Source organism: Ignavibacteriales bacterium (genome assembly GCA_020635255.1).
In the GTDB taxonomy this organism is placed as follows: Bacteria; Bacteroidota; Ignavibacteria; order Tepidaquicellales; family Tepidaquicellaceae; genus JAEYVS01.
Window position 1 is genome coordinate 426,927 of record JACKAC010000002.1, and the last position, 16,609, is coordinate 443,535.

Here is a 16,609-nt window from a genome sequence, read left to right on the forward strand (position 1 = left end):
TAAAATTACTTTAATTTAGTGCAATTTATATGAAAAAAGGCGACGAAATAGAGATAATTATAGAAGATATGAACGATGACGGTCGCGGAGTGGGTCGTACCGGGGAAGGAATGGTAATATTTGCGGATAAAGTCGTGCCGGGAGACAAAGCCCTGGTGCGGATACGAAAGAAGAGAAATAAATATGCCGAGGCAAGCTTCCTCGAACTGCTGGAGCCCTCAAAATACCGCATAGACCCGCGCTGTGAGTACTTCGGCACGTGCGGAGGGTGTAAGATACAAAACCTTGAGTATGACAGACAGCTTGCATTTAAAAAGGGTGTGGTAGAGAATGCGTTCAAAAGGATAGGCGGATTCGATGGATTGGAATTCCCGGAAGTGATGGGGAGCGATGACATTTTCTTTTACAGGAACAAGATGGAATTTTCATTTTCAGATGATAAGTGGGTGGTTAATCCGGATGATGCCGGTGAAGAGAAAGAGAGATTTGCGCTTGGGCTTCACGTCCCGCGCTTTCATTCAAAAATAATCGATATCCACGAATGTTTTTTGCAATCGGAAGTTTCAAACAGGATACTGAATTTCACGAGGGATTTTTTTAAAGAGAGAGCCATGTCGGTTTACTCTACACAAACGCATGAAGGGTTTCTCAGGTTTTTAATAATACGTGAAGGCAAGAATACGAACGAACTCATGGTGAACCTTGTGACATATGAGCATGATGAGGGACTGATGAATGAGTATGCAGAAAAGCTGAGGGAGACTGCACCGGAAGTAACAACGCTTGTGAACGGGCTGTCGAATAAACGCGCGCAGGTTGCATTCGCGGAGGATGAAAAAGTTATCTTCGGTTCCGGAATAATCCACGAGAAGCTGATTCGGCAGGACGGGAAAGAATTTTCTTTTAAGATATCCCCCAACTCTTTTTTTCAGACAAACACTATGCAGGCGCAAAAACTGTATGATGTCGCCCTGGAGTTCGGGGAGTTTACAAAGGAGGATAAGGTGCTGGACCTTTATTGCGGTGCCGGTTCGATAGGGATCTTTATTTCGGATAAGGTTGACAGTGTGCTGGGTGTCGAACTGATAGAAGATGCCATCTCCAATGCGAATGAAAATATGACATTGAACAGTATCACAAACGCAGAGTTCATTGTTTCGGATATAAAGGATTTTCTTCTGAGCAATGATGTAAAGGCATATAATAAGATAATACTGGACCCACCAAGGTCCGGGCTTCATCCCAAAATCTGCGAGATACTATCCGAAACGAATCTCGATAGAATAGTATATGTTAGCTGTAATCCATCCACACAAGCCCGCGACCTGAAACTCATCTGCGGAATGGGGAAATACGGAATTGAGAAGATCCAGCCCGTGGATATGTTCCCTCATACATACCACGTGGAAAATGTGATAAGCCTGGTGAGAATCGGCTAAATCTATACATTTTAATTCCTATCTATTATAGATATATTACCTATCCAAACCACATTTGAGATATTTTTAAACATTTTTTTGTTATCAAAGTATAAACTACTATCAAACTATAAAATTTGCATGACGGATTAATACGCTTTTTGATTAAACATTATAAAAACAGGAGTTGTCATGCAAAATCCATCGAACGGTACCACAATTATGGCTAATACAAAAATATTATGGGTAGATGATGAAATAGACCTGCTTAAGTCGAATATTATGTTCCTTAAGCAAAAGGGCTATGACGTCAATGAAGCTACAAACGGCGAGGACGCGATACAGCTGATCCGGGACAACGATTTCGATCTGGTCTTTATGGATGAGATGATGCCCGGTATGGGCGGACTGGAAACACTGGTTGAAGTCAAGGATATGAAACCTTCTCTCCCGGTGGTTATGGTTACGAAGAACGAGACTGAGAGCCTCATGGAAGATGCTATCGGCAATAAAATATCCGATTATCTTATTAAGCCTGTTAATCCTAACCAGCTTCTTCTTGTATGTAAGAAGGTACTCGAATCGAAAAGGATAAAGGGTGACCAGATATCGCGCGATTATATACAGGAGTTCAACAAGATATCATCGGCATTGTTTGACAATCCGAACTGGAAGGAATGGATAGACCTCTATACAAAAATGAGTAACTGGGAGATCGACGTCAGCGAGCACAGAGAGCTTGGTCTTATGCAGACACTTTCGGATCAAAAGAGGGAATGCAATGTTGAGTTTTCAAAGTTTATCGAGAAGAACTATGTCGATTGGGTAAATGCCGAGAAGGATGACGATGTACCGACACTTTCGCACCAGATAATGGACAAGTATGTGTTTCCCGAATTGGATAAACACAAATCGGTCTTTTTGTTTGTTGTAGATTGTATGAGGCTCGATCAGTGGCTGGTGATGGAACCTTTCCTGAATCCGTATTTCAAGATGTCGAAAGAGTATTATTATTCGATGCTACCGACGGCAACGCCTTACAGCAGGAATGCGATCTTTGCGGGGCTGTTCCCATCGGATATAGAAAAACATTACCCGGAGTTGTGGCAGGGAAAAGATGATGACGAGAACAGCAAGAACGTTCACGAGAAGGAGCTTCTCTCCCTGTTATTGCAGAGGAGGAGAATTAAGTTAAGAAACGACCTTCGTTATACCAAGATAATGGACTCGGATTTCAGCAGAGGAATAGAGAATAAGATAATATCATTTACCGAGAGCCATCTTAATGCGGTTGTTATAAACTTCCTTGACATGATTGTTCACTCTAGAAGCGACTACGCAATATTGAAAGAGATAGCGCCGGACGAATCTGCATTCAGGTCGCTGACAGCATCATGGTTCGAGCATTCGTCATTCTTCGGAATGCTGAGGAAGCTTGCAGGAAAGCCCGATGTAAAGATCATCATAACAACAGATCACGGGAGCATCCGTTGCCTGCACGGCGTGAAGGCGCTTGGCGACAGGGATTCATCCCCGAACCTACGTTATAAATATGGCAGGAACGTAAACGCTGACAGCAAGCACTGCATGCACATTGCAAACCCGGGAAGATATAAACTTCCGCTACGAAACGGAATGGTGAATTACATTATTGCTAAGGAAGATTACTATTTTGTTTACCCTACCGATTACCATAAATATTTGAACATGTATAACGATACATTCCAGCACGGAGGAATTTCTCTGGAAGAGGTGATACTTCCCGTAATAACGCTCGAATCGAAGTCGTGACAAAGATATTATCTGGAAGTGCGGAGGAGACAACAGCTCTCGGGAAGGAATTTGCGACACAATTAAAAGCAGGTGAGATAATCGGTTTGAAAGGTGAGCTTGGAAGCGGAAAGACTCAGTTCGTAAAAGGAATATGCAGTTATTATGGGATCGAAGATGATGTTAACAGTCCTACGTTCATAATTGCGAATCAATACGAAGGGTCTGACCCGGTGACAGGCGGGAAACAATTAATTAATCATCTCGATCTTTACAGGCTTAATAAGGCAGTTGAGATAGATTCGCTGGGAATGGATAATTATTTCGATGGTAAAAGTATTACCTTAATAGAGTGGAGTGAGCTGATGGAAGATTATCTTGGCAGGGAATTACGGACAGTGAGATTCGAACACGGAGAGGATGAAGAGAAAAGGTTTATCACACTTCCCGAATAAAAGAGAGAAATGAATATCCTATTACTCGATTGTTCTTCAAAAACTGCGGGCTATGGTTTTGCCCGTGACGGTGAACTAATCCTGGAAAGGACAATACCCGGAACCAGGAATGCAGATTCACTAATGTTTGAAATACGGAAAGACCTCGAAGCAAAATGTATCCCATTTAAAGATATCGATGTCGTGAGCCTTTCTAACGGACCGGGTTCATTCACGGGATTAAGAATAGGTTCAGCTATTGCTAAAGGCATATGTTTTTCAACAGGTGCTAAACTGGTCGAGATAGTAACACTTGATATTATCGCCGGCATGCATAAATCACCTAACGAATACGCTGCTGTTATTTATTCCGGAATGAGGACGGGGGAGTTTTATTACGCGGTTTATACAAACGAAGGTAAATTAATGAGAATTGGTGATTATGCTTCAGATACACTTGATGTAATACTAAAACGAACGAAAGATATAGTCATAAATGAAAAGATTGATTTTAGTGAAAATTTTGAGGATGTTAGTAAAGAAATGAATGTTTTTGATGTTGGAAGTGACATGATACGGGAGCAGTTAGAATTAACTATGGAGAAAATAGAAAGGAGTGAATTTTCCGATATCAGTACATCGGAGCCTTTCTATATGCAGGAATTTAAGCCTCTTGTAAAGGAGAAAAATTAATGGCGTGGTTTAAAAGATCTAAGGAGAATATATCCACCGATTCCCCTAAAAAGGATGTACCGGGCGGTCAGTGGGTCAAATGCCCCGAATGTAACGAACTCATGCACAAAAAGCAGTGGGAAGCGAATTATTACGTCTGCCTAAAATGCGACCACCATTTCCGAATAGGCAGTGAAGAGTATTTTGGTTTTCTGCTCGATGATAAATCCTACAGAGAGATGGACAAGAAAATGATTTCGACTGACCCACTTGGCTTTACGGATACTAAGAAGTATAAGGACAGGATCAAATCATCTATTGAATCAACCAACCTTTACGATGCAGTAAGGACCGGAACAGGAAAGATCAACGGAAGAGACGTTGTAATAGGGTGTATGGATTTCAAGTTCATCGGTGGAAGTATGGGAAGCGTGGTAGGAGAAAAACTCAGCAGGGCGGTTGATAAAGCTATCAAAACAAGAAATCCTTTAATTATAGTTTCTGCAAGCAGTGGTGCTCGAATGATGGAGGGCGCGCTGTCATTAATGCAGATGGCAAAGATAAGTTCACGGCTCGCAAAGCTGGCTGAGGAAAAGATACCTTATATTTCGGTAATGGTTGATCCGACGACGGGTGGTGTTACTGCTTCGTATGCTATGCTTGGCGATGTTAATATTGCCGAGCCGGGAGCGCTGATAGGATTTGCCGGACCTCGCGTTATTAAACAGGCAACGGGTAAAGATCTTCCGAAGGGTTTTCAGAGGTCAGAATTTTTATTGACGCACGGGTTTGTTGATCTGATAGTAGAGAGAAAAGATCTTAAGCAAAAACTCGATCAGATATTAAACCTTATATTAAATTGATTTGAAGGTTATTAACGACGTAAAATCCATGCAGGAGATCTCGGAGTTTCAGAGATGCAAAGGCAGGTCGATCGGTTTTGTTCCTACTATGGGATATCTGCATAAGGGTCACGTTTCATTGATAGAGCGCGCAAGGCATGAGAATGATGTCGTTGTAGTGAGCATATATGTAAACCCAACACAGTTTTTGAAAGGGGAGGACCTCGATAAATATCCGCGTGACTTCGAGCGCGATTATGTGATGTGTGAAAAATCCGGAGCGGATTATGTGTTCTTTCCGGGCAATGAAGAAATGTATACAAAGAAACATCACACGAGCGTTGTTGTTACAACGATATCCGAGAAGCTTGAAGGGAAGTTCCGCCCCGGGCATTTTATTGGAGTAGCTACTGTTGTATTAAAGCTCTTTAACATCACAAAACCACATAAAGCATATTTTGGACAGAAAGATGCCCAACAGGTGCTGGTAATAAAGAGAATGGCCGAAGATATGAATACCGGCGTAAATATAGTTGTTTGCGACACTATCAGGGAAGAGAGCGGTCTTGCAATGAGCTCAAGAAATTCTTATCTTGATTCCAGACAAAAAGCGGAAGCGGCAGAAATAAGTGATGCTTTGCGAGAGGCAAAAAACCTCATTCTCGGCGGAAAAGCAAGAAATTCGAAGGAAATTGTTGAGTATATTACACGATATTTGAGTACACAGGCTCCGCTTAGTTCGATTCAATACATTGCGGTTACGGATAATGATGAACTGGACGATATTGAGAGTTTTAGTGGTTATAAAGGAGAGATACTTATCTCGTTGGCAGTAAAATTTGGCAATACCAGATTGATAGATAATATACTATTTACTAAAAATTAATTTAGAGGATATAACAAATGAATAGGTTTATGTGTAAGTCTAAAGTACACAGAGCCACAATTACACAGGCAGAATTGCACTATGAGGGAAGCCTTACGCTTGATTCAGCTCTCATGGAAGAAGCAAATCTCCTGCCTTACGAAAAGATACAGGTAGTAAATATCAATAACGGAAATAGATTTGAAACTTATGTAATAGAAGGCGAGAGGAATTCCGGTGTGATCTGTCTTAATGGGGCGGCGGCAAGGCTCGGCATGGTTGGTGACAGGGTAATACTTATAGCATACGGAGTATTTTCAGATGAAGAACTTGAAAATTACAAGCCTAAGGTTGTGTTTGTGGATGAACATAACAGGATCGTTAAGAAAGAACCTGAGGTCATCGAGGTATAGAATCAATAATACAGTTTTAATTTTTAATTACTATTAGTAAATTATCCCGTACTCAACCGGGATTTTTTATATATGTTTGCTTCCAGACAACTGGCTACAGTAATTCTCGCTGCGGGAAAGGGTACCCGCATGAAGAATCCAAATAAATCCAAAGTCATGTTTGAACTCGACGGCAAACCTATGATTCAATACGTCATAGAGCTTGCTCTTGAGATCAATTCCGATCTTGTTATAGCCGTAGTAGGTTATAACAAGCAGTCCGTTATCGATTTTATCGAGGAGGAATTTCCGGATAGCATGGGTAAGATCACATTTGCGCACCAGGATGAACAACTTGGGACAGGCCATGCCGTTATGCAGGCAAGGGACATCCTTAAGGATTTTAAAGGCGACGTGCTTATTCTTTCCGGGGATGTGCCCCTTTTGAAACCGGAGACAATATCAGAATTTCTTGAATTTCACTATGAGAATAGCAACAAGGCGAGCATGATATCGGCATATTTCGACGACCCCCACGGTTACGGCAGAGTAGTAAGAGATATTAATATGGATGTAACAGGTGTTGTGGAAGAAAAAGATGCCTCAGAAATTCAGAAACAGATAAAAGAGATAAATTCAGGTATATATCTCATTGACTCAAGTGAACTGCTGAATGCTCTGGATAGTTTGAGTACCGATAATGCACAGGGTGAGTATTACCTTACCGACATCTTCAAATATCTGAATGAGAAGTCTAAAAAAGTCGGGGCGTATCCTGTAGAAAATAATATAGAAATTACCGGTATTAACACCATCGAGCAGTTAAAAGAACTAGAAAAACATCTCAATTAAAAGTGCCTCCAATAATAGCATCGGTATCGGGAGTTAGGGGAATAGTTGGCGACAGTCTCACTCCCGAAAACATAGTTAAATACACATCTGCTTTTGCAGAGTATTGCCGAAAGACCGGTAAATCAAATAAGATCATTGTAGGAAGAGACGGGAGACTGCATGGTGACGTGGTTCAGTCTGTAGTTGTGTCCGTCCTCCGTATGAGTGGTTTCGATGCAGTTGATATCGGTATAGCCCCAACTCCAACTGTACAGATCGCTACAGAAGATTCAAAAGCCGCCGGAGGTATCTCTATCACAGCTTCTCATAATCCCCAGATATGGAACGGATTAAAATTTCTCAACCCGGACGGTACTTTTCTTGATGTGAAACAGGTGGGTAAATTTCTCGCCATTGCGGAGAGAGGGAATTTCAAATATGCCGACATAGATAATGTAGGGTCGCTGAAACACGAAAAGGGATGGACTGACAGGCATATTGCAAAAGTTCTTAAGCTAAAGCTTTTGAACTCGAAAAAGATTGCGAAGCGGAAATTAAAGATTGTTGTTGATGCGGTCAACGCATCGGGTTCAGAGATAGTGCCGAAGTTACTGCGCAAGCTAGGATGTAGTGTAATTCCATTGTATTGCGACGGAAGCGGGATATTTCCTCATATGCCGGAGCCACTTCCAAATAATTTGAAGGCACTCTGCAAGGCTGTTAAGTCTAATAAGGCAGACCTTGGTATTTCGGTTGATCCGGATGCCGATAGGCTCGTACTCATAACTGATAAAGGCAAGCCGTATGGCGAAGAGAATACCATTGCGACGGTCGTAAATTATGTTTTAAAGAATTCACCGAAATCAAAGCAAAGTGTTACAGTAAATCTTTCTACTACAAGGGCGGTGGAAGACGTTGCCATGCGGTACGGTGCTAAGGTGTATCGAAGTCCGGTCGGCGAGATAAACGTTGTAAAGAAAATGCAGAGCAACGGTTCCGTGGCGGGCGGAGAGGGAAGCGGAGGAGTGATCCTCCCGGCGCTACACTATGGCAGGGATGCAATGGTCGGGATTGCGCTGGTATTATCTGAATTTGCAGACCACAAAGGAAAGGTTAGCGATTATAAAAAGAAGGAACTCCCGCAGTACCATATTACAAAGGACAAGATGGAAAATGTCAAAGACCCCGATGGAATACTCAAAAAAGTTGTGGAAAAATACAAGAAAGAGGACTGTAGAATAACATTAACCGACGGTGTGAAGCTTGATTTTCCCGGTTACTGGATACATTTAAGGAAATCTAATACTGAACCAATAATAAGAATAATCACTGAAGCTCCAACGGAGAAAGAGGCGGAAGGTATTCAATCGCGTTTCCTTTTAATGTTAAAGAAAATATAAAAGCCCCCTGGTAGAGGAGGCTTTCATATTAATTACCCTCAATTACTAACCAAAGACTATTTAAGCAAGATCATTTTCTTTGTTTCGGTGTAACGTAAGGTTTCTATTTTATAGAAATAAACACCACTGTGTAACCCGGCTGCGTCGAATTTATATTCATAATATCCCGGATATAACTTTTCATTAACAAGCACGGCTACCTCTCTACCCAGTGCATCAAATACGGAAAGCTTTGTATCCTCATAATCCAGAACCTGGAATCGTATTGTTGTTGATGGATTGAATGGGTTGGGAAAGTTTTGACTCAAATCGGGTCTAGTTGGTATTTCAGTTGAAATCGTTGATATGCCAATTGTAGTGTCTCGCATATATTTATAAACGCGCTGTCCTACAGCATATCCAAGTGTATCACTGAAAAATCTGAAACGATTCACATTATACCCCCAGGGATCCTGTTGCCAGGAAAAACCCCCGTTTGTAGATTTGTAAGTGTACATCCACCATCCTCCTATCCAGCCTGTATTTCCGTTTACAAATCCCATTCCTTCTTCATCGAGGGGAGCATTATTGAATTTTAATTCTTGCCAGTTCTCACCTCCGTTTGTGGATTTTAGAAAATAAGAAAATCCTCCAACACCGCTGGATTTTTCCAGGGAGACATAACCGGTATCACTCGAGGGGAATGAGATCTTCCATCCCCATTGTCCTGTGTTGGCAGTTGTTATTCTTGTAACCCAGTTTTCTCCTCCATCGGAAGTGAATAGAACAACTCCTCTTCCAGCGGAATATGTTCCTAACCCTCCTACAATAAAGCCGGAATCAGGAGTAATGAAGTAGCAGTCAATTAACCTTGTTGCGTATGCAGACATATCTTTCACTGTCCAGTTCTCACCTCCGTTAGTCGTTTTATAAAATTTTGCCGGGGCGTACCACCTCCCGCATGCAAAGACGTGATTTTCATCGAGAACCTTCATTCCGCAAACACCAAACGAATCTGCTACGCTTCCAATAAGCTGTGGAAACCAGCTTTCCCCACCATCAGTGGTTTTATAGATCCCTATCGTATCCCGGAAAACAAGGTAAGTTCCAATCCAGCCTGTCTGGGCATTTGCAAAACCGATACATCTTGGGTATCCTATATTGGTATCTGATAAGTTGACCCATGAATTACCTGCATCAGTAGTTTTATAAATGTTGGGTAGTTGTATATTATTAGAATCTATCGACCTTGCGATCCATCCCGTATTTGGATCAATAAAGAAAATATCTTCGGATCGGGCAATATTATATGGTGAATTCAAAAGTGGAAACCATTTGTATTGGGTTTGTGAATTCAAATGGCAGGCAGAAAATAAAATTACAATTGTGAATAGAATTTTGGTTAACTTTTTCATTGTGGTAGATTAATTTTATACAAAAAAATAGCAGGGATATAAATTATCTGTTTCATTCCATTTGGAATTTAAATTTATAGCCCTGCCTTTATATAAAGCTAATCCCTTTGTTAATTAATATTAGAAAATAAATTTTTAATTGTCAATCACAAACAAACCGGAATCCACTTTATGCCTAAAAAAAATCTATTATTAATGTTATTTTATTGTAAATCAAATACACAGTATGTCAGAAAAATACAAATCCTTTATCAAAAGCGATCCGGGTTTTAAAAACATCATATATGACAAAACAGGATACAAAGCTACCATTACTATAAACAGAGAGGAAAAACTCAATTGCGTGAACCTGGAAACCATACAGGAAATGATAACCGCGTTCAAGGATTCTGCCTGGGATGATGATATTGCGGTGGTTGTCTTAACCGGTGCTGGTAAACGTGCATTTTCAACCGGCGCGGATCTGCAGGAGCAGGAGGAGTATTTTCTGGGTAACCCGACCGACTATTATAAATGGATGGCGGAGTTTATCGCGCTTCACGAGCTTATGCGCAATCTCGGCAAACCTACTATTGCCCGGCTTAACGGGCTCGTTGTCGGTGGAGGTAATGAGCTAAATATCAGCTGTGACCTTGCTATCGCGGCGGAACATGCCGAGCTGGGGCAGGTTGGCGCTGCACGGGGAAGCGTTGCGGCAGCGGGAGCTACACAGTTCCTTCCTTTGATCGTGGGCGACAGGCGTGCGAGGGAAATTCTCTTTCTGTGTGAACGTGTCTCAGCTCAGAAGGCTTTGGAATGGGGCTGGATAAATCAGGTAGTTCCTTATGAAAAGCTGGATGAAGCCGTCGACATTATGGCTGAAAAGCTTTTCAACAAACTTCCCGAATGTCTCAGATATACCAAACAGCAATTAAACTTCTGGCGGGATCTTTCATGGCATACAACCATAGGGCATGCGCGCGACTGGCTCTCACTGCATAATGTTTCAGAAGAAGTAAGAGAGGGTATAAAGGCATTTAACAACAAAGAAGAGATAGATTATAAAAAGATAAGGGAGTCTAAAAAGAAGAGAAGTTAGTTTATTATTTCGACTTCATAACCCGTTGCTTCCTCGAAGAGAGCTTTTTTCCTATCAGCTCCCCAAAGCTCAAGATCGGGGCTTATACCGTCATCAACATTAATTGAGATAGTGAGTTTGTTTTTATTTAACGAGATCTTCGGGTCAGTAATAAGCGCCCTGTGGCTTCTGTCCAGCCCGTCAGCTATCCTCAATATACCCGCTAATAATCGGACGATCCTTTTGTCGTTTTCCTTCAGTTTATTGTAGGTATAGTGAGATGGTTTTGGATGTGACTTTCTGTGATAGCGCGCAATGTTCGAGATTATCTCTATTTCCCGGTCATTAAAACCAAGCATCTCAGCATTCCGGATCAGGTAATACGAATGCTTGTGGTGTTTTGAGTGTGATATATGGTATCCTATGTCATGCAGTATAGATGCCGCTTCTAGGTATTCTTTCTCTTTCTCAGTGAGCTTAAGTTTATCTTTTACGGTATCGAATATCAATCCGGCAAGTTTAGCTACTTGAATTGAGTGAGCTTTATCATAATTAGAATTTTCTGCAAGGTGAAATACGCTTTTAGCTTTTACATTATCCAGATGACCCCGATGATCACCGCTAAGTTCCTCTTGTATTGTATCAAGGAGAATACCTTCCCTGAGGGCAAAACTTGAGAGCGTGATCTTTTTTACATTGAGTTCCTCAAAAACCTGCTCCAGTATCAGTGCGCCCGCGACAATAATATCGGCTCGACTTTCGTCCATTCCAGGTATTTCTTTTATCTTCTCTGTAGTCCCGCATTTTAGTATGATCTTAAGCAAATTAAAAAAGGAATCCCGGTCATAGGTGAAATTATTAAGATTAAATTCTTTATCAGCATCAGGATTTTCTTCTTTAAGTATCATTAGTCCTACACTGGTCATGGTACCCGATGTGCCTACAGCCATATCAAACTTGTGCCCGGCAAACTCTCTTTGTATAGGATTTATCTCTCCTTTTATAAACTCTCGTGCTTCCTCTACTACACTCTCCTTGATCTTGTCACCTTTGAAGAACTTATTCGTGAGCCTAACCGCTCCGAGCTTCTGACTCAACCCGGCAACTATGTTTCCTTTATGACAAAGGAAGAATTCCGTGCTTCCGCCGCCGATATCTATTAGGAGGATCTTTTTATCATATACGTTTAATGCCTGCATCACTCCTAAATAGATCAGACGTCCCTCTTCGTAACCGGATATCACTTCTATTTCGATACCGGTTTCCTCATAGGCGCGGAGAATAAACTCTTCGCGGTTTTTTGCCTCCCGGGTTGCGCTTGTGGCTACCGCCCTTATTTTCGCGTTAAATGAATCCGCCACCTGTTTGAACCTTTTTAGTGCCGTCAATGCGCGTTCCATTGCTTCAGGCGTAATGTGCTTCATATCCTTATGTGTAGTGCCTAGGCGTACTACTTCCTTATCACGTGTGAGTACGTTAAAGCGATCCATACCCGCTACTTCTGCCACGACGAGGTGGAACGAGTTTGTGCCGAGATCCATAGCAGCCAGTCTATCGCCTACTTTCATTTTGCTTCCATTTTGTTTCTAACTGAGTTCATTATATCAACTGAGGCATTATAAACTTCATCGACGGTTATATCATTAATGTTATCGCTCTTGGATTGTATTGGAATGTTATATTTTCCTTTTGGCGCCCATTCGTATGCATGTGTGGGACCGAAAAGCGAAACTATCTTTGCATCGACTCCCTCTGCTACGTGCATTACACCCGTATCGTTTGTAATGTACAAGTCTGTCAATTTGATTACCGCTCCTACTTTCCTTACAGGCGTATCTTTTAATACCTCGCTTTCTATTCCCAATTTTTCAAGCTTGTTCTTCATTTCGGATGTTACGGACTCGTCTATTTTGCCGCTCGTTATTAATATATAATTGTTGAACGCTTTATACAATCTTTCCGCAACGCTTACGAAATTATCCACACTCCATCGGTTTGGAACTTTGCCTGCCCCCGGATGAAACGAGATAACAGGGCGATTTTTATCGGGGAAGTTTTTATTTACATATTCCTCGGCAAATCTAAGTTCATCATCACAGAGCGCTATCTTTATCCTTCTGTCCTCCGGATCCAGATCACATCCTATCTGCCTTCCAATATCCAGGTTTCTTTCTATTTGATGAAGTTTCTTCTCGGTCCAGTTAAAATCCGATTTTATATTGAGCATATATTCCGAATCATTCTTTTTCCCGTCGATGCTCTTTACGCCGACTTTTACCTTTGCTCTTGATAAAGCATTTATAATATGTGAGGTGCGGGAGAGCGATACTGTCGATGGTACAATCCCAATTTGATACTTCCTTTGCCTGAGTTTCTTTAAGAATTTTCTTATAGATCCGGGACCGGATTTATCATAAGTAATAACCTCATCTATGTATGGATTTATATCGCTGAAAAGGATCTCGTAATTTATTGGAGATGCTACAAGGGTTATGTGTGCCTCGGGAAATTTTTTTCTCAGGGAAGCGAACAGAGGTACAGAGCAGAGCATGTCGCCGAGCTGATTGTGCTGACGTACGATAAGGATGTTACGAACGTTTTTATAATCTATATCGCCGGCAGTGAGTGGGCGGGCTTTTAATATTAATCTTAGAGTACCGAGTAACACCGGGAGCTTATTTTATTTCTTCAAATTCTGCGTTTACGGCTTTTTCCCTATCGTACCCATGGTATCGGTTTACATCATCGTTTCGTTGTTGTGGCTTATATCCGAATAGGTTCGGTTTATATTTTCTATAGGATTTGAAGAATACTCTCAAAAAAAACAGTACTGCATAAAAAGCAACCAGTATTAAAATAAACCTTAACATCGTATATCCTTTCTATTTTGCTATTCGTTTTTGAACCGGGTCATAATATTCCATCGAGGAATGCGCCGGTTTTAATATTTCCGCTATAAGATTTTCGAAATCGTCGTTGTTGTTCACAAAGTCGATCTCGGTCGAGTTCACTATCATTACTTTTGAAGCTTTATATCTAAAAAAGAAATAATTATATGCCTCATTCAGCTTTTCCAAATACTCCTGTGCCATAGGACGCTCTTCCTCGCGATCCCTGTGCCTGATGTTCGCGAAAAGCCTTTCCGGAGTCGATTGTAGATAAATTATCAGATCTGGCGGAGTTATGTTCTTTTGAATCTGGTTAGCCAGCAATTCATATATTTTCAAATCTTCATCATTAAGATTCAAGTACGCAAATATCCTGTCCTTTTCAAAAATATAATCCGAAACAGTATATTCATGGAAAAGCGTCTCCTGTGAAACTTCCTGCAGTTGCTTATACCTCTTCAATAGGAAGTACATCTGAGTATAAAAAGCGAATTTCTTTGGATCATCGTAGAAATCTTTGAGGAAGGGATTGTCTTCGAATTCTTCGAGAATAAGCTGGGCATTAAGCCGCTCGGAAAGCTTTTTGGCAAGCGAAGTCTTTCCGGCTCCAATAACTCCCTCTACAGCAATATACTTTACTTCTTTATTCTCCAAGCTTTTCCTGAACATTTTCGGTTAATTTGGAAACTTCAAGATTATCAGATGTTTCGCTCAATAATTCTGCAATGTTTTTTTTTAATACCGGATGAACAAACTCCGCATCTAACTCTGCAAGCGGGACCAGTACAAATCTTCTATCCTCGATACGGTTATGGGGGATCTTTAAAGTATCTGTGTCGATTATTTCATCGCCATAAAAGAGGAGGTCAATGTCTATCTCCCTCTGTTCCCATTTACCCCGGTTTTCTCTGCCAAGGTCCTGTTCGATGTTTTTAATTTCCTTGTAAAGTTTCTCAGCTGTCAGGGAAGTTTTTATTTCCACGGCTGAATTCAAAAAAAATCCCTGGTCTTGTACACCCCAGGGTTCTGTTTCATATACCGATGCCTTCTTTGTCAATTCAACTCCCTCTATCGCGCCGATCCTTTCAATGGCAAGCTCGATGAATTTTAGCCTGTCCCCTACATTGGAGCCAAGCCCTAAGAAGACTCTCATATAAATTAATTTCTTTCGTATGTTTTTTCTATCTCGACCGAATCAATGATGCCGAGAGGGGCATCTGGTTTTCTTATGCTGACCTTTACCTTCATGACCTTGGGAAATTTTTCCAGGATTAGCTCACCGATTTCCCTGTTAGCCGTTTCTATGAGGTTGGATGTCCTGCTTTCGAAATTTTTCTTTACTTCGTTATATACTGAAAGGTAATCGACCGTCTCATTTAGATCATCCGAAATGCCGTCAATGTCGCATTCCATCTCTATATCGATTTCAAACTGGTTGCCATACTTCCTTTCATATTCCAGCACACCGTGAAAAGCAAAGAACTTGGCATTATTTATTCTTATGGTCGTCAATTACCTTCTCTTACGTGAACTACTCTTCTTCTTTACGACTTTCTTCTTCGGCGCAGACTTTTTCTTAGCTATCTTCTTCTTCGGCGCAGACTTTTTCTTAGCTATCTTCTTCTTCGGCGCAGACTTTTTAACCGCTTTCTTTGTCTTCTTCGTAGCTGTTTTCTTAGCAACCTTTTTTGCTGATTTCTTTTTCGCTGATGACTTTGAAGCTGTTTTCTTTCCCTTGCTCAGCACCTTTAGTACCGTAGAACCTATATCGGCAGGGGAGTCTACGACAGTTATACCCGAATTTTTCATTACCCGGATCTTTTCCGATGCAGTTCCTTTTCCGCCGGATATGATAGCGCCCGCATGACCCATCCTTCTTCCGGGAGGAGCCGTACGTCCTGCGATAAATCCAACCACGGGTTTTTTGGAATTCTTCTTTATCCACATTGCAGCCTCTTCTTCCGCACTACCCCCGATCTCACCTATCATCATTATCGCGTCGGTATTTGGGTCGTCATTGAATAATTTCACTGCATCGATGAATCTGGTCCCGATCACCGGATCCCCACCGATCCCGATACATGTGGATTGACCGAGACCTGCTTTTGTGAGCTGATCCACAGCTTCATATGTAAGCGTCCCGCTTCGGGAAATAACACCTACTCTGCCTTTTTTATGTATAAAGCCCGGCATTATTCCTATCTTGCATTCACCGGGAGTTATTATTCCCGGGCAGTTTGGACCGATAAATCTTACTTCATGTCCGTTCTTTTTGGCATTCTCGACATGGTTATAAACTTTTATCATGTCCTCGGTTGGGATGCCCTCGGTAATACAGACTATCAGTCTTATCCCAGCATCTACAGCCTCTATCAGCGCATCTGCGGCAAAGGGTGCCGGTACAAAAATAACCGAGACATCTGCTCCTGTTGCTTCTACAGCATCCTTTACTGTATTAAATATCGGTACTTTGTTTTGAAATCTTTCACCGCCTTTTCCGGGCGTTACACCTGCTACTACATTAGTGCCGTAATCTATCATCTGTCCCGCATGGAATGAACCTTCGGAGCCCGTGATGCCCTGCACCAGTACTTTAGTTTTTTTGTTTACAAGAATACTCATGTATTGGAAATGTATTTTATATGG

17 protein-coding genes are annotated in these 16,609 nt (G+C 41.5%); 10 read left to right on the top strand and 7 right to left on the bottom strand.

The features are described 5' to 3' along the window. The first annotated feature begins 29 nt into the window (after window positions 1-29). The 9 genes from rlmD (at window position 30) to glmM (ending at window position 8,624) form a co-directional block, all read left to right on the top strand. On the top strand, window positions 30-1,439 hold the full coding sequence (gene rlmD / locus H6614_09775) for a 23S rRNA (uracil(1939)-C(5))-methyltransferase RlmD (protein MCB9243952.1): 1,410 nt from the start codon (window positions 30-32) through the stop codon (window positions 1,437-1,439). 201 nt (window positions 1,440-1,640) lie between these two features. Then, window positions 1,641-3,209: a response regulator gene (locus H6614_09780; protein ID MCB9243953.1), complete on the top strand. Its 1,569-nt coding sequence runs from the start codon at window positions 1,641-1,643 to the stop codon at window positions 3,207-3,209. Continuing rightward, entirely contained in the window at window positions 3,206-3,643 is a 438-nt protein-coding gene (gene tsaE, locus H6614_09785; protein ID MCB9243954.1) for a tRNA (adenosine(37)-N6)-threonylcarbamoyltransferase complex ATPase subunit type 1 TsaE, read from the top strand. Before H6614_09780 ends, tsaE begins: the two co-directional genes overlap by 4 nt. Window positions 3,644-3,652: 9 nt before the next feature. Further along, window positions 3,653-4,315: a tRNA (adenosine(37)-N6)-threonylcarbamoyltransferase complex dimerization subunit type 1 TsaB gene (gene tsaB, locus H6614_09790; protein MCB9243955.1), complete on the top strand. Its 663-nt coding sequence runs from the start codon at window positions 3,653-3,655 to the stop codon at window positions 4,313-4,315. Beyond that, window positions 4,315-5,157 (top strand): acetyl-CoA carboxylase, carboxyltransferase subunit beta, encoded by an 843-nt coding sequence (gene accD, locus H6614_09795; protein ID MCB9243956.1) that lies wholly within the window; start codon window positions 4,315-4,317, stop codon window positions 5,155-5,157. Before tsaB ends, accD begins: the two co-directional genes overlap by 1 nt. Before the next feature lies 1 nt (window position 5,158). After that, window positions 5,159-6,022, top strand: coding sequence for a pantoate--beta-alanine ligase (locus H6614_09800; GenBank protein ID MCB9243957.1), 864 nt, complete (start codon window positions 5,159-5,161; stop codon window positions 6,020-6,022). 17 nt (window positions 6,023-6,039) lie between these two features. Continuing rightward, window positions 6,040-6,414, top strand: a complete 375-nt coding sequence (locus H6614_09805; GenBank protein ID MCB9243958.1) for an aspartate 1-decarboxylase — start codon at window positions 6,040-6,042, stop codon at window positions 6,412-6,414. Between the two features lie 72 nt (window positions 6,415-6,486). After that, a complete protein-coding gene (locus tag H6614_09810) occupies window positions 6,487-7,245 on the top strand; it encodes an NTP transferase domain-containing protein (GenBank protein ID MCB9243959.1) in 759 nt (252 codons plus the stop codon). A 2-nt stretch (window positions 7,246-7,247) separates the two neighbouring features. Further along, a complete protein-coding gene (glmM, locus tag H6614_09815; GenBank protein ID MCB9243960.1) occupies window positions 7,248-8,624 on the top strand; it encodes a phosphoglucosamine mutase in 1,377 nt (458 codons plus the stop codon). Between the two features lie 56 nt (window positions 8,625-8,680). Here glmM and H6614_09820 read toward each other — a convergent pair whose 3' ends face one another. Next, window positions 8,681-10,018 (bottom strand): T9SS type A sorting domain-containing protein, encoded by a 1,338-nt coding sequence (locus H6614_09820; GenBank protein ID MCB9243961.1) that lies wholly within the window; start codon window positions 10,016-10,018, stop codon window positions 8,681-8,683. Between the two features lie 226 nt (window positions 10,019-10,244). Here H6614_09820 and H6614_09825 point away from each other — a divergent pair, with 226 nt between their 5' ends. Further along, the gene (locus tag H6614_09825; GenBank protein MCB9243962.1) at window positions 10,245-11,096 is read left to right on the top strand and encodes an enoyl-CoA hydratase/isomerase family protein; all 852 of its coding nucleotides are present in this window, start codon (window positions 10,245-10,247) and stop codon (window positions 11,094-11,096) included. Here H6614_09825 and H6614_09830 read toward each other — a convergent pair. From H6614_09830 to sucD, 6 genes are all read right to left on the bottom strand, one after another. Continuing rightward, window positions 11,093-12,643, bottom strand: a complete 1,551-nt coding sequence (locus H6614_09830) for a Ppx/GppA family phosphatase (protein ID MCB9243963.1) — start codon at window positions 12,641-12,643, stop codon at window positions 11,093-11,095. The genes H6614_09825 and H6614_09830 overlap by 4 nt on opposite strands. Then, entirely contained in the window at window positions 12,640-13,743 is a 1,104-nt protein-coding gene (locus H6614_09835) for a glycosyltransferase family 9 protein (GenBank protein ID MCB9243964.1), read from the bottom strand. The genes H6614_09830 and H6614_09835 overlap by 4 nt, the downstream gene beginning before the upstream one ends. Window positions 13,744-13,957: 214 nt before the next feature. After that, on the bottom strand, window positions 13,958-14,632 hold the full coding sequence (locus H6614_09840) for a deoxynucleoside kinase (protein ID MCB9243965.1): 675 nt from the start codon (window positions 14,630-14,632) through the stop codon (window positions 13,958-13,960). Next, entirely contained in the window at window positions 14,607-15,116 is a 510-nt protein-coding gene (gene folK, locus H6614_09845; protein MCB9243966.1) for a 2-amino-4-hydroxy-6-hydroxymethyldihydropteridine diphosphokinase, read from the bottom strand. The genes H6614_09840 and folK overlap by 26 nt, the downstream gene beginning before the upstream one ends. A gap of 5 nt (window positions 15,117-15,121) precedes the next feature. After that, window positions 15,122-15,475: a dihydroneopterin aldolase gene (gene folB / locus H6614_09850; protein MCB9243967.1), complete on the bottom strand. Its 354-nt coding sequence runs from the start codon at window positions 15,473-15,475 to the stop codon at window positions 15,122-15,124. Further along, the gene (sucD, locus tag H6614_09855) at window positions 15,476-16,585 is read right to left on the bottom strand and encodes a succinate--CoA ligase subunit alpha (GenBank protein ID MCB9243968.1); all 1,110 of its coding nucleotides are present in this window, start codon (window positions 16,583-16,585) and stop codon (window positions 15,476-15,478) included. Window positions 16,586-16,609: the final 24 nt, after the last annotated feature.